The organism is Saccharopolyspora sp. NPDC002686 (genome assembly GCF_040295745.1).
Lineage (GTDB): Bacteria > Actinomycetota > Actinomycetes > Mycobacteriales > Pseudonocardiaceae > Saccharopolyspora > Saccharopolyspora oryzae.
The window spans coordinates 1-20384 of sequence record NZ_JBEOVY010000115.1; the positions used below are offsets into that span (position 1 = coordinate 1).

The window sequence follows — 20384 nt, forward strand, 5'->3', positions numbered from 1 at the left end:
CCACCAGAACAACAATATTTCCATACACGAATCTCTTCAGATCTGTATACTATGCCTCTAGACACTGCGTCGGGAAGAGCTGATCCGTCGCTCCGTTACTGTCGATGAACACCGGCCGGATCTGGTGCTGGTACACCACCTCAGCGCATCTGGCGCACCTTAGATGTCACCGTCGGGTGATGATCGCGAGCCGGTCCTCCTTGAACACACGCAGACCGGCTTGCGTCAACCTTGTGCTTAGCCCATTCCTTAGGAGTAGCTGCTGAGGCGGCCAGCGACGTCTCGTCCGAGGGCATCGGTGATGTGCGTGTAGCGCTGCTTTATGGAGATGGTTGATCGGCCTTGTTCTTGGAGGGTGTGCTTCCTGTGAACTAGTCGTTCTGTCGGTGTCCTCTCTTAGCGTGGCTCGCGACTGCGAGTCTTGGAGGATGCATGACTACGACTGGCTCAGAGCTGAGTTTTGCCGCCACCACTCAACACCTTGAGCTTTTGGGCCGCAAGCGTCTGCGCTTGGAGGAAGCGCAGCGGGAGGCTACTGGCCAGTGCGTACTGGCTGTAGCCCGTTCGTACGCTTCTGGCGAGATCGGTGACCTTGAGCTTTACGATGTCTACATCCGGTTGCGTGAGATCTCACTGAGCGGGTTTGCTACGCAGTGGCGAGAAGCTGGGCTTCCCCAAGGGAACGTCCTGAAGCTGATGGCTCAGCGGGTTCCGCGTGATGAGCCGTGGAGCGGCACCTTCCCTTTGGAACGGGGCATGGAGTGGCCACCGAAAGGAGCGTTCGTTGTCTATGTTCTTTTCGATGCGGAAGGAGTTGTCTGTTATGTGGGGTCTACCAAACAGTTCAATGTCCGGATGAAGCAGCATGTGAGACATGGAAAAAAGTTCGTGCGGTGGCAAGCGTGGTCCTGCACTGATCGGCATGCTGCGTACGACATGGAATCCCGCTTCCTTCGGCAGCATCGTCCGTACTACAACAAGCGAGGCTAGGGCCTGGCTGGAGCGAGGGGGTATGCGGTCTCTGGGGCTCGCCGCCAAATTGGGGGTGTTGCCTTCAGCTAGCTTCACGGGTGACCGGAAGCTCGGACGTACTTTGCTCCTTTCAGCTCGACGTGTCGCTAGTTCTGCATTGCCGCAACGAGCGCCTCCGCACACGCCTAGTGTCTAACTGTATACTCTGTGTAAGCTGACATGCTGTTGATATCGCCAGATCGTTGTTGAAAGGAAGTCTAGGTGACAAGTGCGTTGGGCGCTTTTCGTAATCGTTCGGATCTGACTGCCTTCGCCCCCAACGGGCTCTTGCTGTTTGCCCTGGAGCTTCGTTTTGGGGTTGACGATGTCGCAACTGTTGCTGCCACTGCCATCACTGATGGTCATCGGGATCGCAAGTGTGACCTGATGTACGTTGATGAGGACAGTCGTATTGCGGTTTTGGCGCAGGGCTATATCGCCGGCGATGAGACCAAGCTCGAGGCGTCGGCCAACAAAGCCGCTGATCTTGGTACCGCCGCTTCATGGGTGTTGGGGAACGAGCGACCAGACGACCTTGGCCCTAGCTTGCGAACAGCTGCGGAGGAATTACATCAGGCCATCGAGAGCGCAGAGATCGATGGCGTCGAACTATGGTATGTGCACAATCTTCCAGAATCCCGGAACGTCGAGGTCGAACTCGAACGCGCGGCACGTTCTGCGAAGGCTGTCCTGAAGCAACGGTACCCGGAGGTCGACGTCGACGTACGTTCGTTCGAGGTTGGCCGGGGCGTGCTTGACGACTGGTACCGCAGTACGCGCAGTCCTATCTTGGTAACCGATCAATTAGATGTGCCCGCTTCTGGCTGGTTTAGTGAGTCGGGCGACGGATGGGAGGCCGTGTGCACCTCGGTGCCAGCTACATGGTTACACGGTCTGTTCGCGGAGTACGGCGACAAGTTGTTTTCCGCGAACGTTCGTGGCTACATGCCTCGTCGTCGGAGTGCTGAGAATATCAACTTCGGGATTGAGCAGACCGCACGAAGTCATCCTGGCCGGTTTTGGGCCTTCAATAATGGTGTCACCGCGCTCGTTCATGACATCGAACAGGATCAGAACTCTAGGAAACTCGGAGTTTCAGGAATTGCGGTCGTAAACGGCGCTCAGACAACAGGATCCCTTGCTCGCGTCGATTCCGAAAAATTGAAAGATGCGCGTGTGTTGATTCGATTTGTGCGGGCTTCAAACAACGATCTGGTTGAGGATGTTATTCGATACAACAACAGTCAGAATCAGATTAAGCCCTCCGATTTCAGGAGCGGAGATAAACATCAAGAAAGGCTGCGCGAGGAGTTCAAAACTGTTCCTGACGCGACATATTTGGGCGCGAGGCGAGGTGGTCCTGAGGACCGAGCTCGACGGCCGTCTAATTTGATATCTTCTGATACCGCTGCCCAGGCGCTGGCGGCATTCCATCAGGATCCTGGAACTGCGTACCATGATCTGCGTAGTATTTGGGAGAGGGATGAGGTATACGCACGGTATTTCTCGGAGCATACGACTGCCGCACACATCGTATTTTGTTATTCGCTATGGCGCAGTGTAGCGGAGAAAAAGGCGGAGCTTTCTGCTAAGACTGTCGATGAGCAGACGTCTGACGATCGCGAGGCTTTGGATTTCTTGAGGCGCCGGGGTTCGCTGCATCTTTTGGTTGCTGCTATTGCGGGCGCGGCGGAGATTTATTTGGATCGGGCGCTGACGGACACTTTCTCGTTGAAATTTCGGGACGATGTTAGTCCGGCGAAGGGGAATCAGTGCTGGAGGCCTCTTATTGAGGCGCTGCTGCCATTTGCTCCATACAGTTTGGGGGAGGTTCTTTACAACGGGGGGCTTCGGGGGAAGGAATTGGTTGATAATGGGCTCAGGGCGTTCCGGGCGGCGGTCGCATCTACAAAACGTGCCAATGCCAAAGTTTTTGCGGAGTTCAGTAGTCACGTTGTACACGATCTGTAGCCGTAGCGTCAGGGTGCGCTTGGCATGGGGTTGACGGGCTGGCGTGGTCTCATTTGCCGCTGACCATCGGTGTTCGGCTATATTCATCTAGTCTTCTGATCAGGGTGTACAGTTCAGGTGAGCTGGTCAAACTGATAATCGTAGAACTGAATAGTGGAAGGTCGACGTTTCCAATGCTTGTGGCCATCGTCTGCAAACTTCCGTAAATCCGGTGGTGGGTGAGTGGCTAACTGGGTGATAATCGCGGCGAACCGCAATGGACACGCTGGGACGACTGGGGTCGATGACCGGGGAGAATCTAGGTAGGTTACTGGTTGGTCAACCTGGCAAGTTGCTGGCAATCAAGGTTGTACGGGTTTGAATCCCGTCAGCTCCACGTATGGGTGGCGAGTGCTCGTTAGGGCACTCGCCATTTACGTTTCGCGTATCTTTCGCGGGAGGGGGGCGAGCTCCGGCGGGCGCCCACGGTGCGGTGGTGGGTTCTCGACTAATCGGTACCTGGGGAGTGTTCCAGGCCTGGTCAACGGGTGGCGCGATTTGATCGATGGCTTGTCGCTTTTAGGGAGTTTCCACCTGGTTGGCGGGCTGCTCTCCGGCTTGGTGACGTTGTTCGGGGCAGCAGCGGGGCTTCTTGATCTCCGTCTTTGGGGGCAGATGAGCTCATGGTGGTGGGGACGTAAGCCCCTCTGTCGATGTTGAAGACAAGTTGTAGTGGTGGCGTCAATGCGGACGAGGAGGTTCGCGATGTCTGAGGATGTCAATCACGAACTGGTCATGCATCTACCTCCGCCGCCGGAGCCCGGGGCGAAAGAGGACGGTTGGTATCAATTAGCCGAAGAGCCGGTCACCGGAGCCATCCTTCTCGGGTTGGTTCGAGGCGGCGAATTCATCGACTACCGCTACGAGGACTGGACGGCAACGTGCGTCCTGGGGTCCTGTTGAAAGGGCCTGGTACGGCCCACCGCCTCTGCGGCTATCCAGTCCTCGGCGGGCGCAGCGCGCTGCTTCTACTGCATAACAACTCCGGAAGGTGAGGTTTTCTGCACGGAAATCCTTTGCCCGCCCATCCAATGAATGGATCGACTGCGATCGCCCTTTGCAGCAGGCGGCGACTCACCCCAGCTCAAGAAGGCGTGCTCGCGCTGGTCAGGTGAACGCCCTGGTCAATGAGGTTGTTGGTGGAGGTTGGCTTCGGTGGGCTTGATAATGTTCGCCGTTGTGGCGGACATGATTGCTGGGGCTGGCGGGGCCGGGCCTGGGGGTCCGCCGTTACCGACCGACGTCGAACGTGCGCTGTACGCCGCGAAGGTTCGTGGTGACTGGGACGGTTATCTCCAGGTTCTGCTCGGCAACGAGATCTTCAGCTATTCGTCCAAGGCACAGATCGACAGCAGCAAGCTGCAGCTGCCGCACTGGCAGTACCTCCGTGGGGCGGACGGTCGGAAGCTCCTTCCCATCTACACCAGGGGGGAGCTGCTCCCGGCACGCCCGGACGTGGTGGCGCACCCGGTCGAACTCCCGTTGTGGAAGGTCGACGCGATGCTGGCGGAGTGGCGCGGTGTGGTGGTCAATCCGGGGACACCGACGGAAGCGCACTTCCCGAACGTCCACAAGCAGCGCAAGCACTGGAAATCCCTGAAGGAAAGCACCCCGCGGGCCGGCGCGGACGCGATCCTGCGCACCAAGTACACCGGGCCGCTCCGCGGTCCGCTCGCGCACGGCCTGGCGTGCGGCGCCCTCCTCGCCACGCACAACAAGGTGATCTGGAACGACATCGGCGACAGCTACGACCACTACGCGGAAGACGTGCTGGTGCTGCGCGACGCGTGGGGCGTCACCGACCGGGACGGTTGCCTCGAGCAGTTGTCCTTCCTCCTGCGAGGCATGAACAGCCCGGCGGAGATCGAATTCCTGCTCGGCGTTCGCGAGGCGATGGCGCAGCGGTGGCCAGGCACGCAGGACGACGCGGAGGCGTGGCGGAAGATCAGCGCCGACCAGTTCCTGGCGCACGGCAACGACCCCCGCGGGATCCCCGACATCCAGGAGCTGATCGGGCGAATCCTGCGGTACGAAGCGCGTTTCCGCGCCGACGGCGTTTTGCCGCCGGACGGCCGGATCACGTCGACGCTGGCGTACGACTACGGCCGGGCGGTCAACTTCGCCCGGTTCGGACTGAGCGCCCGGTACCTGACCTCCGCCGAGGCCGAGCAGGCGATCCTCGAAGCGGGCGAGTTGAGCCGGAAAGCGCACCGCACGTGGGCGGACTTCTCGGCCGGCTACATCCTCGGCCGGGTGCTGCGGTTCGACGAGGAGGCGTACGGCGAGTTCTACCACCCCGTGGTCGCAGCGCAGCGGATCCTGATGAACGAACCGTCCAGCCCCTGGCGCAACATCCCGTTCAACGACGACTGACGGAAATCACGACCGGTTGTTCTGCTGGTCCGGGGGTTGGGGTTTTTGGATCGGGGCCAGGACCTTGTCCAGGGCTGCCGTTACCGGGGGTGGGGGTGGTACCACTCCGCTCAGCAGGGTTATCGCCGCTGAGCCCCACAGGATGAGCTGGGCGTTTCCCGCTACCTCGTCGGAGATGTGGAGGGCGGGGATTCGGACCAGGAAGCCCAGCGTGGCGAGCACCAGTGCCCAGAACAGGTGGCGGAGCAGGGGGCGCAGGCGGTCTGCCGGGGTCACTTCCGGGGCGTTCTGGAGCAGCGCGTCGATGTCGCCCTTCGCCCAGGTGCCGAGCCAGGCGGACAGGGCTCGGCCGACCTGGTCGAGCTCGCTGCTGGTGGCTCTGGCCATCGGTGCCTTCTGCGCGCGGATCGTCGCTGCCAGACGCATGCCTTCGCGCCGGGCTTCCCGTCGAGAAGCCCTGTCCAGCAGGGGAACCTGGTGGACGGAGAAGGTTTCCGCGGTGCGCGCGGCCCGCTCCAGACCGGCGCTCGCCCTTCGCAGCAGGCGGCGGTTGACCGGTCCGCTGGCGCACTTCCGCACCAACACGGCCACGGTCGCCAGCTGGCACGCGGTGAGATCGAGCGGCTGCGGGCGGCCCAGCACGCGGCGTTGTTCGCGGGTGCTCGCATTGATCCGCTGCAGCCAAAAAGGGCCGACCACCAGGAAGGAGATCGCCAGCGCCTTCAAATTCTCGAGGGGCGAGTACGGCAGCGAGAAGTACGGTTGGTGGTACACGGCCGCGTAAACCGGCCAGCCGGCGCAGGCGAGGGCGAAGAGCACGGTGGTCGCCCGCCTCGGCACCCAGGCCAGCGCGAGCTTGCCCTCCAGGTAGAGCGTTCGGGGGTCCGCGCCCCAGCGGCGCGCCGTGGCCAGCAGCGTGGCGCCGCAGACGAGGATGAAACCGGCGAAGATCAAGGCCGTGGTCAGCACGACGGTCGGCGACGAGTGCCCCACCATCTCGTTGACCCGCCACGCCAGCACCGACGCCACGCAGAACATCAGCACCACGCCGAACAGCTGGTTCTTGGCCAAGCTCCACCAGTGCCCGGCGTGGGCGGCATCCCGGCAATACGCTGCGGCGATCCGCTCGACCACCCGCTTCCGGGAGAAACCCCGCATCGGCGGCAGACCGTCCCGCAGCGATCGTCCGTAGTCGGTGTCCAGCCAGTCCCGGACGACCTGGTCCGCGGACACAGCACTGTCGTCCATCTGTCCCCCAGCCGAGCGCGCGACGGTGCACAAGATCGTAACGGCCCGCCACCCGCGGCATTCGCGAAAACCGAGCACTCACCGGGAATTTCCGTTTGGCGCAGTTCCTCGGGTCCCTCAGAGAGCGAGGGTGTTCTCGGCGAGGTCTTGCCAGTTCGCTTGGGCGCCTTCTCGGGTTGCTTTGGTGAAACTCGTTTCGCCGAGGGCTTTTTGCGCTGCTTGGTTGATTCGGGGGACGTCTGGTTGGGAGTGGTCGACCAGGCCGCGGACCGTCGCGCTCGCCGAGAGGAGGCGGGTTGCTTGTTCGTGGTTCTGGTTTCGGAGAGCCAGATCTGCCAGGCCGATGAGGATTTGGGCGATCGTGGGGGCGTAGGCCGCTTCGGATGCTGCTCGGTAGGCCGCCGTGTGGTGTTCGCGGGCTTCGGCGAGGTCGTTGGTGAGGTAGGCGCGGAGGTGGTTCGTCATCGCGCGGATGATCGGGCGTTCCGCTTCGTCGCCCAGCACGGTTGTCGCGACGCCGAGTTGGTGGTGGGATTCCTCCGCTTTTCCTTGCCAGCGGGCCAGTTCTGCCTTTGCCAGGGCTAGTTCTGCCAGGGCGTCCGGCCAGGTGACCCGGTTCGCGCAGCGCTGTGCTTCGGACATGGCGGCTTCGCCGGCGTTCTCGTCGCCCAGGAGCCAGTGCAGTTGGGCTTGTCGGGCGCGCATTCGGATGATGTCGTCGGTGGCGCCGATTTCAGCGATCACCGCGATTGCTTGGTCGTAGTGGTCGCAGGCGATGGCGAAGTCGCCGCGGGTCGCGATCCGGTCGGCCAGTTCGCTCAGGGCCAGGGAGATGCCGAAGCGTTCGCCGATCGCGCGGAACTCGGTGAGCGCCGTTTCGAGGTGTTCGTCCGCTTCCTGGCCGGGCTCGCCGAGTGCGATCCGCATCTTGCCGAGGTGGAATCGGGCCAGGGCACGCGCCCAGGGGTCTTCGTCGTCCAGAAGCGGTTCGAACGCGCGGGCGTCCGGTGCGTGCAGCATGCGTTCCAGCGGGGCGACGAAGCCCAGCAGCGGGTGGTAGCGGGACCGGCCCCGATCGCTGAGCCGGTACGCCTGGTGGATCCAGTCCTCCGCTTGGCGTTCGTCGCTCGGGCCGGAGTTCACGAACTGCACTGCGAGCGCGCACACCGTGGCCCGGATCTCGTCGGCCACTTCGCCTGGAGCGCTGGCGGCCGCGGTGATCAGCTCGATTCCTTCGGACTTGTGACCGGCGAGCCACCAGTACCAGCCAGCGCCCGCCGCGAGCCGCATCGCCTCGGGAGCCTCTCCTGCCGCGAGGGCGCCGCGCATCGCGGAACCGATGTTGTCGTGCTCGGCCTCGAGCGTGGCGAGCCATTCCAGCTGCTCCGCGCGGCGGAGGTGCGGTTCCGCGGTTTCGGCGAGTTCGGTGAAGTACGCGAGATGCGCGCGGCGGGCGAGGCGCGATTCCCCCGCTTCCGCGAGCCGGTTTCCGGCGTACTCCTGGATCGTGCCGATCATCCGGTATCGCGGCTCGCCGTCCCCTTCGGCGATCAGCAACGACTTCTCGGCCAGCGCCGTCAGCAGCTCCAGCACCTGATCCGGATCGACCGCATCACCGGCGCAAACCCGCTCGGCCGCCTCCAGACCCGCCCCGCCGGAGAACACCGAGAGCCTGCGCAGGACCGTGCGTTCGGCGTCGGTGAGCAGTTCCCAGCTCCAGTCGACCACCGCGCGCAGCGTCCTGTGCCGCGGCAACGCGGTGCGGCTTCCGCTGGTCAGCAGGCGGAACCGGTCGTCGAGCCGGTTGGCGAGCTGATCGAGGGACATGGTGCGCAGCCTGGCCGCGGCCAGTTCGATCGCCAGCGGTATCCCGTCCAGCGCCCGGCAGACGCGCGCCATCGTCGACAGCGCCAGGACGTCGACCGCGAGATCGCTGCGCACCGCGCCGGCCCGGTCCCGCAGCAGCTGGACGGCCGGTGCGGACTCGATCTCGTCCGGTCCCGCGTCCGGTCCGGGCAAGGCCAGTGGCGCGACCGGCCACAGCGCCTCACCGGTGATGCCGAGCGGTTCCCGGCTCGTCGCCAGGACGCGCAGCCGTCGGCACTCGCCGAGCACGCGATGCGCGAACACCGCCGCCGATTCGATCAGGTGCTCGCAGTTGTCCAGGACCAGCAGCGCTTCGCGGTCGCGGATCGCTGCGACGAGCCGGTCCGCCGGTCCGACGTCCGGTGCCCCGCCGAGCAGGGCGTCCCGCAGTCCGAGCGCGGCCAGCGCTGCTTGCGCCACGTCAGCGTCCGCGTCGAGGGCGGCGAGTTCGACCAGCCAGGCCCCGTCCGGCAGGTCGTCGAGCATTGCGCGCGCGGATTCCGCGGCCAGCCTTGTCTTCCCCGAGCCGCCTGGCCCGATCAAGGTGGTGAGCCGATGTTCGGCGACGAGTTCGCGGACTGCCTCGACATCGGCTTCCTTGCCGACGTAGCTGGTCAGCTCGGCGCGCAGGTTGGTCTTCCGGTTCTCGTCCCGCCGCCCCAATTCGCCCCGCAGCAGCGCGACGTGCAGCGCGGACAGCTCGGGCGAGGGGTCGACGCCCAGTGCGTCGGCCAGAGCCTCCCTCGTGCGCTCGTAGACGAGCAGCGCCTCGGAATCGCGGCCGGTCGCGACGAGAGCGCGCATCAGCGCAGCGGCAAGACGTTCTCGCGTCGGGTGCGCTGCTGCCGAATCGGTCAGTTCCGCGATCACCCCCGCGCTGCGGCCGAGGCTGATCTCCGCGTCGAACCGGTCCTCCACGGCATTCAGGCGCAGCCCTTCGAGCCGGTTGACCGCCGCGTTGAACGCCGCGCTGTCCGGCAGAACGACGTCCTGCATGGCCGCACCGCGCCACAACGCGAGCGCCTCGTGCAACCGCTGCGGATCGTCGCGCGCCTGATCTGCGAGGCGTTCGAACCGCACGGCGTCGACGGCGTCGGGTTCCACGGCCAGCCGGTAGCCGTTCGGACGGCCTTCGACGGCTCCGCCCGGCAGCGCCTTCCGCAGCCGGGAAACCAACCGCTGCAAGGCATTCGCCGCATCGGCGGGCGGGTGCTCGCCCCAGATCCAGTCGACGAGCGCCGCTTTCGGGACCACCCGACCCGGTTCGAGCGCGAGGGCGATCAGCAGGCCGCGCAACCGGTCGCCCGAGACGTCGGCCAGGACGCCGTCATCAGCGCGAACCTCGAATGGACCGAGCATCCCGATCTGCACCCGGTCGATCCTGCCACGGCGCCGTTCCGCAGAAGGCCGGAACGTCAGAGCCGTGTCAGCCGCGTGTCAGGTCCGTCGGCGAACGTGGTCGCACCACGGACGAGAGAGGAAAACCGGTGAGCGAAACGGTTTCCACCCCGCACGGACTGCCCATGACGCGCGATGCGGGCCCCTTCGACCCGCCCCGCGAGATCAGCCGGCTGCGCGAGCACCGCCCGGTCAGCCCCATGATCTTCCCCGACGGCCACGAGGGTTGGCTCGTCACCGGCTACGACGCGGTCCGCCGGCTCATGGCCGACACCCGGTTCAGCTCGCGGCAGGACATCGGCGTCCTCCACGTGCCGTACGAGATCCCCGGCATGCCCACCAGCACCGAACCGTCCCCGCAGCTGCCGGGCGTGTTCATCGCCATGGACCCGCCGGACCACACCCGGCTGCGGCGCAAGCTCACCGGCGCCTTCACCGTCAAGCGGATGAAGATGCTCGAGGAGCACATCACCGACATCGCCGAGCGGCAGCTGGACGAACTGGCGCGCCGCACCCCGCCGGTCGACCTGGTCGAGGCGTTCGCGCTGCCGGTTCCCTCGCTGGTGATCTGCGAACTGCTCGGCGTCCCTTACGCGGACCGGGCGGACTTCCAGGCCAACTCCGCCAAGTTCATGGTCAAGGACCAGCCGATCGACGAGAAGATGGCCGCCTACGGTGCGCTGAACGCCTACCTCGCCGAACTGGTCACGAGCAAGCGCGCGGCCCCCGGCGAGGACATTCTGTCCGACCTGGCCCGCCAGGACGACCTCACCGTCGACGAGCTGACCGGCATCGCCTTCCTGCTGCTGCTCGCGGGCCACGAGACGACCGCCAACATGCTGTCGCTGGGCACCTTCGCGCTCCTGGAACACCCCGAGCAGCTGGCCGAACTGCGCGCCGACCCGGACCTGATGCCCGGTGCCGTCGAGGAGCTGATGCGCTACCTGTCCGTCGCGGACATCTTCTACCGCTACGCCACGGAGGACATCGAGCTCGGCGGCGAGACGATCCGCGAAGGGGCGACCGTCGTCGTCTCGCTGCTGGCCGCAAACCGCGACCCCCAGCGCTTCGACGACCCCGACACCCTGGACGTCCACCGCAAGGCCCGCGGACACCTGTCCTTCGGCCACGGCATCCACCAATGCCTCGGCCAGCAGCTGGCCCGCATCGAGATGCGCGCCGGTTTCGACGCGCTGCTGCGCCGCTTCCCGACCCTCGAACTCGCCATCCCCGCCGAGGAGGTGAAGCTCAGGACCGACATGAACATCTACGGCGTCCACGAACTACCGGTCACCTGGACGCCGGGGCGCTAGCGGGTTGCGACCGGATCCGACCAGATGTCCATCGGGACGACCCGGGTGGTCCGGCCGAGGGGGTCGAGGACCCGGCCCATGCGTTTGACGAAGCGCAGGACCACGGTCCGGTCGAGGACGGTGAACTGCGGGACCAGGCGGGCCACGCGGGATTCCAGGGCGCGGGTGTCCTCCAGCGAGCGGGTCCAGACGCTGATGCACAGGTTCGCCTTCGAACCGGTCAGGCTCGCGCAGGCGCGGATCTCGGGGACCGCGCGCAGCAGCGCCGGGACGACCTCGCGGTCGTCGGCGGGCACCTGGCCCCAGAGCCAGGTGGTCACCGGCCAGCCCGACAGCGACTGCGCGATCTCGCAGCGCAGGATGAGGTCCTTGCTGGTCAGGAGGTCGTCGAGGCGGCGGCGGACGGTGCTGATGCTGAGCCCGACGTCGTCGGCGAGCGCGGTCAACGACCGCCGACCGTCCGCGCCCAGGTGCCTGATCAGCTGCTTGTCGAGTTCGGTGAGCTCGCGGCCGCGCGAAGCCTGGCGGTTGCGGTCGCCGGTGCCGAGCTGGCCGCGCTGGTCGGCGTCGAGGGTGCCCAGCTGCCAGTCGCAGCCCTGCGCGTGGACGTGGCTGACCAGGTGGATCCGGGTCGCGAGCACGCCGGGGACCGCACCCATCGACTCCTGCGCGTACCGGGACAGCGCGGCCAGATCGGGCACCGCGATGGTGAGCAGCAGGTCCCGGTCGCCGCTGGTGTGCTCGATGGTCAGCACGTGCGGCCAGTCCGCGAGGACCGCGGCCACCTCGAGGGCGCGACCGGCTTCGCAGTCCAGCTCGACGAACGCGCGGCACAGCTGACCGGCGCGGCAGCTCAGCTGCGCGGTGATCCAGGCGGCGCCGGAATCGGTCAGCCGCTGCCAGTGCCGGGCCGCGGTCACGGGATCGATCTCGAGGGCTTGGGCGATCCGCTTCCACGGGGCTCGCGGGTCGATCTGCAGCGTGTTGATCAACCGGAGGTCGAGTTCGCAGAGCGGCGCAGATTTCTGCAAATCATCGGGCATCGCGAAAAAATCCTGCGGTTCGGGAGGGGGCGGTGCGGGGGCTGCTCATTATGGCTCGAACCCACCGGAGATCGGTGGTGTGGAGCCAGTCGACGAGGAGGCCTTCGTTGTCGGTCCGAGACGATTCCCGAAGCCTGCACGGTGACCTTGTCCAGCTGCGGAGGGACCTGCACGCCGAGCCGGAGATAGGCCTGGACCTGCCGCGGACGCAGGAGAAGGTGCTGGCGGCGCTGGACGGGCTGCCGCTGGAGATCACGACCGGCGACGGCCTGTCGTCGGTGACCGGAGTCCTGCGCGGCGGTCGGCCCGGGCCGACGGTGCTGCTGCGCGGCGACATGGACGCGCTGCCGGTCACCGAGCGCACCGGGGTGGACTACTCGTCCCGCGCGGACGGGCGGATGCACGCCTGCGGGCACGATCTGCACACCGCGATGCTCGTCGGCGCCGGGCACCTCCTGTCGGCCAGGAAGGACGAACTCGCCGGTGACGTGGTGCTGATGTTCCAGCCGGGCGAGGAGGGCTTCGACGGCGCCGGGCACATGATCGCCGAGGGCGTGCTCGACGCCGCGGGTTCCCGGCCGGTCGCCGCCTACGCGCTGCACGTGTCGTCGGCGATGTTCGGCAACGGCATGTTCACCACGCGGCGCGGGCCGGTGATGGCGGCGTCGAACGTCCTGCAGGTGGCGGTGCGGGGCGCGGGCGGGCACGGCTCTGCGCCGTTCAAGGCGAAGGACCCGATCCCCGCCGCGTGCGAGATGGTCAACGCGCTGCAGACGTTCATCACGCGCTCCTTCGACCCGTTCGACCCGGTGGTGATCACGGTCGGCTCGTTCCACGCGGGCACGACCAGCAACGTCATCCCGGACGAGGCGCGCTTCGATGCCACGGTGCGGTCGTTCTCGAGGGCCGCGCACGCCCGAGTCAAGGACGGGGCGGTCCGCGTCTGCCGGGGGATCGCCGAAGCCCACGGCCTGGACATCGACGTCGAGTTCGTCGAGCAGTACCCGGTCACGGTGAACGACGACACCGAGGCCGAGTTCCTGGCCGACGTGGTGCGCGAGGTGCACGGCGAGGAGCGGTTCACCTGGGGTCCGCAGCCGGTCACCGGCTCCGAGGACTTCTCCCGAGTGCTGGAGGAGGTGCCCGGTGCGTTCGCGTTCCTCGGCGCCGGCCCGCCCGGGCAGGACCTCGAGAACGCCCCGTACAACCACTCGCCGCTGGCGCTCTTCGACGACGGGGTGCTGGGCGACGGCGCCGCGCTGTACGCCGAGCTCGCCCTCCGCCGACTCGCGGTCTGACGTGCCGCCAGGGAGGTTCTCGTGACTGACATCTCGCAGTCGACGCAGGTCGACGCGCCCGCGCGGGCCGGTGCGGGTCGCTGGCGCACCGTTTTCGGCACCGGCATCGGCAACGCGCTCGAGTGGTACGACTGGAACGTCTACGCGGTGTTCGCGCCGTTCTTCGCCGCCCAGTTCTTCCCGAAGAGCGACGCCACTTCGGCACTTCTGTCCACTTTGGCCATCTTCGCGGTGGGATTCCTGATGCGCCCGCTGGGCGGGCTGTTCTTCGGCTGGCTCGGCGACCGCAAGGGCCGGCGGACGGCGATGGTCGCGTCGATCGCGATGGCGGCCGGGGGCAGCCTGGTCATCGGGATCGCGCCGACCTACGACACCATCGGGATCGGGGCGTCGCTCCTGCTGCTCCTGGCCCGGCTGGGCCAAGGCCTCGCGCACGGCGGTGAGCTGCCGGCCGCCCAGACGTACGTGTCGGAGATGGCGCCGCCCGGGCGCCGCGGTCGCTGGTCGAGCTTGATCTACGTGTCCGGCACCATCGGCATCACGGTCGGCACGGCCCTCGGCGCGGTGCTGGCGTCCGCGCTGGTCCCGGCCGAGCTGGCGGCGTGGGGATGGCGGATCCCGTTCGTGGTCGGCGGGATCATCGGCGTCTACGCGCTGGTGATGCGGATGCGGCTGGCCGAGACCGAAGCGTTCGAGCACGACGACGCCGCTCGGACGAAGATCTCGCTGTGGCAGGCGTTCTGGCAGAACCGGATCGCGTGCCTGAAGGTGATCGGCCTGACGCTGGGCGGCACGGTCGTCTACTACACGTGGTTCGTCGCGGCGCCCGCGCAGGCGATCAGCGTCAAGGGGTTCGACCCGTCGGCGACGCTGTGGGTGGCGGTGGCCGCGAACGTGGTGTTCATCTGCGCGCTGCCGTTCTTCGGCGCCCTGTCCGACAAGATCGGCCGAAAACCGGTCCTGCAGTTCGCCTTCATCGGCGGCGCGGTCCTGACGTTCCCGCTGAACTGGCTGGTGCAGGACCAGGTGTGGCAGCTGGCGGCGGCGATGTTCATCGCGATGCTGTTCATGGCCCCGGCCTCGGCGATCCTGCCCGCGGTGTACGCGGAGATGTTCCCGACGCACGTCCGCACCACCGGCGTCGCGATCCCGTACGCGATAGCGGTCGCGGCCTGCGGAGGCAGCGCCCCGTACCTGCAGACCTGGCTCACCAAAGCCGGAGCGGGCAGCGTCTTCCTGACCTACACGGTGGCCCTCCTGCTGCTCGCGGTCCTGGTGGTCCGCGGAATGCCGGAAACCAAGGACGTCGACCTGACCTGACGGTCCAGCTCGCGTGAGCGGCGATGGTGGTTCTAACAACCATCGCCGCTCACGAGTGCGGTTCAGGGGCGGAGGCGGGCGTCCAGGGTGCGGATCAGCTCGCCGATCCGGCCGCCGCCGGACGGGGCCTGGGGGAAGCGCTTGAGCACGTCGACGACGTCGGGCGTAACAAGCTGGGCTGTTCGTTCGATGTGCTCGGCACCGACGCTCTGATCGTCGTCGGCGACGAGTTCGGCTGCCCTGGCCGCGTGGGCCGCCGCCCCGAGGATGTGCTTGACCTGGGTGGATTTGGCCAGCGGATGCAGGTAGGCGGCGCCTGCCGCAGCCATCGCTGCCCACGCCGCTTCGCGCGGGGCCGCGCTGTTCGTGCATTTGGCGGCTTTGAGCGCTGCCCAAGCCACCTCGCGCAGGACCTTGCCGCGCTCGCCGCCCCGGGCGAACTCCCACGCCGCCCCGATCGCGTCCCGAGGCCGGGTGTCGTCCGGCAGATCAGCCTCGAAGATCCCGAGAGCCCCCTCCGCGCACTCCGCGGCGAAGCCGGTAACAGCACGAAGATCCTGCACGCTCAGAACGATCTCGCTGCCCATGCCCCCATCTTGGACCACTGCGCTGGTCAGGGTTTTCGGGCTACTGCTGCGTACATGGCTATGTCGGTGTCGTTGGCCTGCGGGGTGGTGTCCGGGCGCCACTTGTGCATTTGGACCAGGCCGGGGTCGACCAGGTCGAGGCCTTCGAAGAAGCGGGCTGCTTGGGCTTTCGTGCGGAAGCGGAGGGTTTCGCCGTGTTCCCGGTAGGTTCGGCGGACTCCGGCCAGGGTTTCCGGGGCGAAGTCGTCGGTGGCGATGGTGGCCGCCAGGTAGCTGCCGGAGGGGAGCACGTCGACGATCCGGCGGGTGGCGGTGAGGGCTTCTTCGTCGTCCTCGATGAAGTGCGCGATCGCGATCAGCATCAGGCCGATCGGCCGGTTCGGGTCGAGGGTTTCGCGGAACTCGGGGGAGTCGAGGATCGTGTCCGGGGCGCGCAGGTCGGCGTCCACGTAGGCGGTGCGGCCCTGCTCGGTGCCGGACATCAGCGCGCGGGCGTGCACGAGGACGATGGGGTCGTTGTCGGTGTAGACGACGCGCGATTCCGGGCGCACCTCCTGCACCACCTCGTGCAGGTTCGGCGAGGTCGGGATGCCCGTGCCGATGTCCAGGAACTGGTCGATGCCGCATTCGGTGGCCAGGTAGCGACCGGCGCGGTGCATGAACTCGCGGTTGGCGCGCATGTGCACCGGGAGGGCGGGCCAGATCTGCAACGTGGCTTCCGCGGCGGCGCGGTCGACGGCGTAGTTGTCCTTGCCGCCGAGGATGTAGTCGTAGATCCGCGCGCCGTGCGCTCGCCCGGTCTGCAGATCGACGTGGGGCCCGTCGTTCATCCTGTTCCTTCCGATCGCGGTGCCGCCATGCTCCCAGCGATCGAGGTCCCCCGTCATCAGGGGTGGACCCGGTGAATCGGACTGTGCCGCCCGATTCACCGGGTGTTCACCGGATTTCAGAGCTGGAGGACGAGCTTCCCCCGGACGTGGCCTTCGGCGGACAGGTCTTGGGCTGCGGCGATGTCCTCGAGCGGGAAGGTCCGGGCGATCAGGATCCGGACTGCGGAGGTTCTCCCGTCGTGGTGGTTGCTCAGCGGCCGGGCATGGGCGGGCCGGCCGTCCAGCCGCCGTCGACGGCGAGTTCGGCGCCCGTCGTGTAGCTCGCGATGTCGCTGAGCAGGTACGTGATCGCTCCGACGAGTTCCTCCGGGCGGCCGACCCGACCGGCCGGGGCGGCGGGGTAAGCGCCCTCGTCGGGGCTGATCCCGGTCTGGGCGGTCATGGGGGTGAGCACCATGCCGGGGTGCACCGAGTTCACGCGGATGTGCTCCGGCGCGAGCTCGACGGCGGCGACCTTCGTCATGCCGCGCACGGCCCACTTGGACGCGCCGTACGCGCCGGTCAGCTCCATGCCCACCAGGCCGGCGGCCGACGAGATGTTCACGATCGATCCGCCGCCGGCGCGCCGCATCGCGGGCACCACGGCCTGGAGTCCGATCTGGACGCCCACCAGGTTGACCTGGATGACGCGCTGGAAGGTGTCCAGCGGCTCGTCGACGAGCTTGACGCCCGACGCGACCAGACCGGCGTTGTTCACCAGCCCGGTCACCGACCCGAACGCTTCCTCGGTCGCGGCGACGACGGCCTGCCAGGACTCGGGATCGGTGACGTCGAGGTGCGTGGCGCGAGCGGCATCGCCCAGGTCGGCGGCCACTGCGGCGGCCTCGGCCTCGAGGACGTCGCCGATCATCACCTTGCCGCCCGCTGCCACGATGCCGCGCGCGAAGGCTTCACCGAGCCCGCGGGCACCACCGGTGACGATGACGACCTTGTTCGACAGATCCATGATTCCCTACTTCGTCGTAGTTCTCGCGGCGTCGTGCGGCGTCGCGGTCCGGGGTTGTGAGAGCGGGCCGAACAGCGCGGCGGCTGCGGCGCGGGCCGTGTCCGCGAGCGGGGTTTCGTCCCGGATCGAATGCTCGAGGGCGACGATGTTCAGCAGCGCTGCCTGCCCGCACACCGCGGTGGTGCGCAAGTCGTCCGCCGGTGTGCCGAGCAGTGCGGCGACGCTCGGCCTGAGCAGTTCGGTGATCTCGTAGGTGGCCTGCAGCCAGACCCTCCGCAGGACGGCATCGGCGAAGACGACCGCCATGAGCGCGCGCGCCTCTTCATCGCTGCTCGTCGAGTAGGTCAGGTCGAAGGCCCGGAGCATCGCGTCGGCCAGTGCGGTGCCGGGCGGCTGCGCGGCGAGCGCGTCGGCGAACGCCCGGCTGCCGCCGTCGAAGAGCGGCCGCAGGCACTCCTCCTTGGTGGGGAAGTACCGGTAGAAGCTCCGCTGCGACATCCCGGCCGCCTCCGCGAGCCGCGCCACGGTGGGCGAGGAATCGCCGGCTTCGGCGAAGACCGCTGCGCAGCGGCGGGAGATCACCAGCAGTTCATCCTGGTCGAGAGCTTTCCTGGCCACGGATCCAGCGTAATCCTTAGTGGCAGAAACTGCCACTAAGGTACCGGGTCGGGGCGGTCACACGCCGGTGGCGGAGAATCCCGGTGCAGTGCTGGAACGGTCGTGCGGAGTGCCAGGTGAGCGTTGGTCCTGACGTGCTGGAAGAGCTCGTCCAGCGGGTGCGGGAGGCGGCTCCGCGGCTCGGGCGCACCCGGCTCGTCCTCATCGACGGGCCTTCGGGTTCGGGGAAGACGACGCTGGCCGATCAGCTCGCGGAGGCGTTGCCCGCGCAGGTCGTGCACATGGACGACCTGTACGACGGGTGGAACGGGATGCTCGCCGGCGTGGACCGGGTCGGAGCGCAGGTCCTCGAGCCGCTCGCGGACGGGCACGACGGTCGGTACCAGCGGTACGACTGGTACGCCGGGGATTACGCCGAGTGGCACGACGTTCCGCGTGCTCCGTACCTGGTCGTCGAGGGCTGCGGCTCGGGGGCGCGGCGGTTCGGCGAGCTCACCGCGCTGCTGGTGTGGGTCGAGGCGCCGGACGACGAGCGCCTCGCGCGGACCTTGGCGCGGGACGGCGAAGGCGCCGAGGAACACTTGCGGGCCTGGATGGCCGCTGAGCGCGTGGTCTACGAGACCGAGGGGACCGCTCAGCGGGCCGACGTGCGGCTGGACGGCCGGGGTGCGATCACCTGACGTGCGAAAAGCCCCGGGAGGGGGCAACTCCCGGGACTTCTCGCTGGGGTGCGTCGGTCATCCCATGACCGCGCGCGTCTTCCCGATCCGCCCGGCGACCGCGTCGTCCAGGAGCGTCCCGACGGTTTCCTGGGCGCAGGTGCGGTTGGCGCCGATGCCGCCCGACGGGCCGCGCTTGATCCAGCCGACGACGTAGGTACCCGGTCGCACCCGGCCGCCTTCGTGCGGGATGGTTCCGGTCTCCGCGTCGAACGGCAGGCCGGGGAGTTCGGTGCCGCGGTAGCCGACCGCGCGGATCACGCGTCCCGCCGCGATCTCCACACCACCGGTCACGCGCAGCGCGCGGACCTGCGTTTCGCCGAGGACCTCCTGCGGGGCGGAGTTGAAGCGGAGGACGATGCGGCGGCGGGCGTGGCTCGGCGGTGCAGACCAGTCGACCGATTCGCGCGGAAGTCCCTGCAGCAGAGCGGCTTTGGTGCCCGGTTCGGCTGCGTCGATGGTCGCGGCGACCTGCGGGTCGTGGGTGTCCACGACCAGGTCGACGTCCTCGCGCTGGGCCAGGGCGAGCAGCTCCGGTGAGGTGTAGGCGGCCGCGTCCGGGCCCCGGCGGGCCAGGAGCACGACCTCGCGGACCTTGCTGGCGCGCAGCTGCGCCAGGGCGGTGGGTGAAATCGTGGTCCCCGCCAGGGCTTTCGGGTCCGAGGTGAGGATCCGGGCCACGTCGAGCGCGACGTTCCCGTTGCCCACCAGCACGATCCGCTCCGCGGACAGGTCGATCGCGTCCGCCGCGACGTCCGGGTGGCCGTTGTACCAGGCCACGACCTCGGTCGCCGGGACGCTGCCGGGCAGGTCCTCGCCGGGGATGCCGAGGCTGCGGGCCGAAGACGCGCCGACGGCGTAGATCACCGCGTCGTGCTTGGCCGCCAGCTCGTCCACCGAGACGTCCTTGCCGACCTCCACGCCCAGGCGCAGGCGGAGGCGCGGGTGGGTGTGGAAGCGGCGGAAGGTCTCGCTGATCTTCTTCGTCGACGGGTGGTCCGGGGCGACGCCGTAGCGCACCAGGCCGCCGGCGACCGGCAGGCGGTCGATCAGCGTGACGCGGGCGTTGGTGTGCAGCAGCAGGTCCTCGACCGCGTACATGCCCGCCGGTCCGGTGCCCACGACCGCGACGTCCAGCGGCGCGAAGTCGCTGGGGATGTTGCGGTGGAACACCGGCGGTCCCCAGCGGTGGAAGTTCGGCGCCGGGTCGTGGTGCTCGACGGTCCGGTCCGCGTAGTAGGCGGCGTTGACCTCGGCGTACGGCTGGAGCTGCGCGGTCAGCTTGTCGACCGGGAAGATCGCGTCGACCGGGCACGCATCGGCGCAGGCGCTGCAGTCGATGCAGGTCGCCGGGTCGATGTAGAGCATCTCGGTGGTGCCGAAGTCCGGCTCGTCCGGCGTCGGGTGGATGCAGTTGACCGGGCAGACCTTCACGCAGGTCGCGTCGCTGCAGCAGGTCTGGGTGATCGCGTACGGCATGGGGTTCGGGGGTCCTTTCGAAGAGCGGCGCGATCCGCACGCGGTCTCCGCCTGCCGCGGAACCTCAAGCCCCCTCGGCCTGAGGTTCCGCCGCTCGTGGGCTGGCTCTTAGTGCGTGATTTTGATCTTTTGCTTTGATTCGCCGCCAGGCGAATAGCCCACCCTCGGCGCTTGCGCCGCCGCGGGTTCTCAGCGTTCGCCTGGCGAGGACGGCCCGGCTGCTGTGTATTGGCATACATCAAGTTGGGCACCCGGAGTCCAGGCG

The 20384-nt window shown here is 67.4% G+C and carries 17 protein-coding genes; 8 read left to right on the plus strand and 9 right to left on the minus strand.

What is annotated here, in order from left to right; all coding sequences use genetic code 11:
• The first annotated feature begins 432 nt into the window (after nt 1–432).
• From ABTZ89_RS17185 to ABTZ89_RS17200, 4 genes are all read left to right on the plus strand, one after another.
• Nucleotides 433–990 (plus strand): GIY-YIG nuclease family protein, encoded by a 558-nt coding sequence (locus ABTZ89_RS17185; protein ID WP_351045577.1) that lies wholly within the window; start codon nt 433–435, stop codon nt 988–990.
• A 243-nt stretch (nt 991–1233) separates the two neighbouring features.
• A complete protein-coding gene (locus tag ABTZ89_RS17190; RefSeq protein ID WP_351045580.1) occupies nt 1234–2982 on the plus strand; it encodes an AIPR family protein in 1749 nt (582 codons plus the stop codon).
• Between the two features lie 744 nt (nt 2983–3726).
• Nucleotides 3727–3924, plus strand: coding sequence for a hypothetical protein (locus ABTZ89_RS17195; protein WP_351045582.1), 198 nt, complete (start codon nt 3727–3729; stop codon nt 3922–3924).
• Between the two features lie 285 nt (nt 3925–4209).
• The gene (locus ABTZ89_RS17200) at nt 4210–5394 is read left to right on the plus strand and encodes a DUF1266 domain-containing protein (RefSeq protein WP_351045585.1); all 1185 of its coding nucleotides are present in this window, start codon (nt 4210–4212) and stop codon (nt 5392–5394) included.
• Between the two features lie 6 nt (nt 5395–5400).
• On the opposite strand, the gene ABTZ89_RS17205 is transcribed toward ABTZ89_RS17200, so the two are convergent.
• Entirely contained in the window at nt 5401–6642 is a 1242-nt protein-coding gene (locus tag ABTZ89_RS17205) for a hypothetical protein (RefSeq protein WP_351045588.1), read from the minus strand.
• Between the two features lie 117 nt (nt 6643–6759).
• Nucleotides 6760–9879, minus strand: coding sequence for an ATP-binding protein (locus ABTZ89_RS17210; RefSeq protein ID WP_351045591.1), 3120 nt, complete (start codon nt 9877–9879; stop codon nt 6760–6762).
• A gap of 152 nt (nt 9880–10031) precedes the next feature.
• Between ABTZ89_RS17210 and ABTZ89_RS17215 the strand changes: the two genes are divergently transcribed.
• Nucleotides 10032–11219: a cytochrome P450 gene (locus ABTZ89_RS17215; RefSeq protein ID WP_502949559.1), complete on the plus strand. Its 1188-nt coding sequence runs from the start codon at nt 10032–10034 to the stop codon at nt 11217–11219.
• Here the strand turns inward: ABTZ89_RS17215 and ABTZ89_RS17220 are convergent.
• Nucleotides 11216–12262 (minus strand): Lrp/AsnC family transcriptional regulator, encoded by a 1047-nt coding sequence (locus tag ABTZ89_RS17220; RefSeq protein ID WP_351045596.1) that lies wholly within the window; start codon nt 12260–12262, stop codon nt 11216–11218. The genes ABTZ89_RS17215 and ABTZ89_RS17220 overlap by 4 nt on opposite strands.
• 107 nt (nt 12263–12369) lie before the next feature.
• Between ABTZ89_RS17220 and ABTZ89_RS17225 the strand changes: the two genes are divergently transcribed.
• Entirely contained in the window at nt 12370–13560 is a 1191-nt protein-coding gene (locus ABTZ89_RS17225) for a M20 metallopeptidase family protein (protein ID WP_351045598.1), read from the plus strand.
• 21 nt (nt 13561–13581) lie between these two features.
• Nucleotides 13582–14880, plus strand: coding sequence for an MFS transporter (locus ABTZ89_RS17230; protein WP_351045600.1), 1299 nt, complete (start codon nt 13582–13584; stop codon nt 14878–14880).
• Nucleotides 14881–14942: 62 nt separating this feature from the next.
• Here the strand turns inward: ABTZ89_RS17230 and ABTZ89_RS17235 are convergent, their stop codons facing one another.
• From ABTZ89_RS17235 to ABTZ89_RS17255, 5 genes are all read right to left on the minus strand, one after another.
• Nucleotides 14943–15467, minus strand: coding sequence for a putative immunity protein (locus ABTZ89_RS17235; protein WP_351045603.1), 525 nt, complete (start codon nt 15465–15467; stop codon nt 14943–14945).
• A gap of 26 nt (nt 15468–15493) precedes the next feature.
• Nucleotides 15494–16297 carry an SAM-dependent methyltransferase gene (locus tag ABTZ89_RS17240; RefSeq protein ID WP_351045606.1) on the minus strand — a complete coding sequence of 268 codons (804 nt, stop codon included), beginning with the start codon at nt 16295–16297 and terminating at the stop codon, nt 15494–15496.
• A gap of 116 nt (nt 16298–16413) precedes the next feature.
• Nucleotides 16414–16581: a zinc-binding dehydrogenase gene (locus tag ABTZ89_RS17245; protein ID WP_351045620.1), complete on the minus strand. Its 168-nt coding sequence runs from the start codon at nt 16579–16581 to the stop codon at nt 16414–16416.
• Complete coding sequence (locus tag ABTZ89_RS17250; RefSeq protein WP_351045609.1) at nt 16548–17303, minus strand: glucose 1-dehydrogenase; 756 nt, start codon at nt 17301–17303, stop codon at nt 16548–16550. The genes ABTZ89_RS17245 and ABTZ89_RS17250 overlap by 34 nt, the downstream gene beginning before the upstream one ends.
• Nucleotides 17304–17309: 6 nt before the next feature.
• Entirely contained in the window at nt 17310–17921 is a 612-nt protein-coding gene (locus ABTZ89_RS17255) for a TetR/AcrR family transcriptional regulator (RefSeq protein WP_351045612.1), read from the minus strand.
• Between the two features lie 116 nt (nt 17922–18037).
• On the opposite strand from ABTZ89_RS17255, the gene ABTZ89_RS17260 reads away from it, so the two are divergent.
• Complete coding sequence (locus ABTZ89_RS17260) at nt 18038–18601, plus strand: uridine kinase family protein (RefSeq protein ID WP_270949569.1); 564 nt, start codon at nt 18038–18040, stop codon at nt 18599–18601.
• Nucleotides 18602–18658: 57 nt separating this feature from the next.
• Here ABTZ89_RS17260 and ABTZ89_RS17265 read toward each other — a convergent pair whose 3' ends face one another.
• A complete protein-coding gene (locus ABTZ89_RS17265) occupies nt 18659–20119 on the minus strand; it encodes an FAD-dependent oxidoreductase (RefSeq protein ID WP_351045617.1) in 1461 nt (486 codons plus the stop codon).
• Nucleotides 20120–20384: the final 265 nt, after the last annotated feature.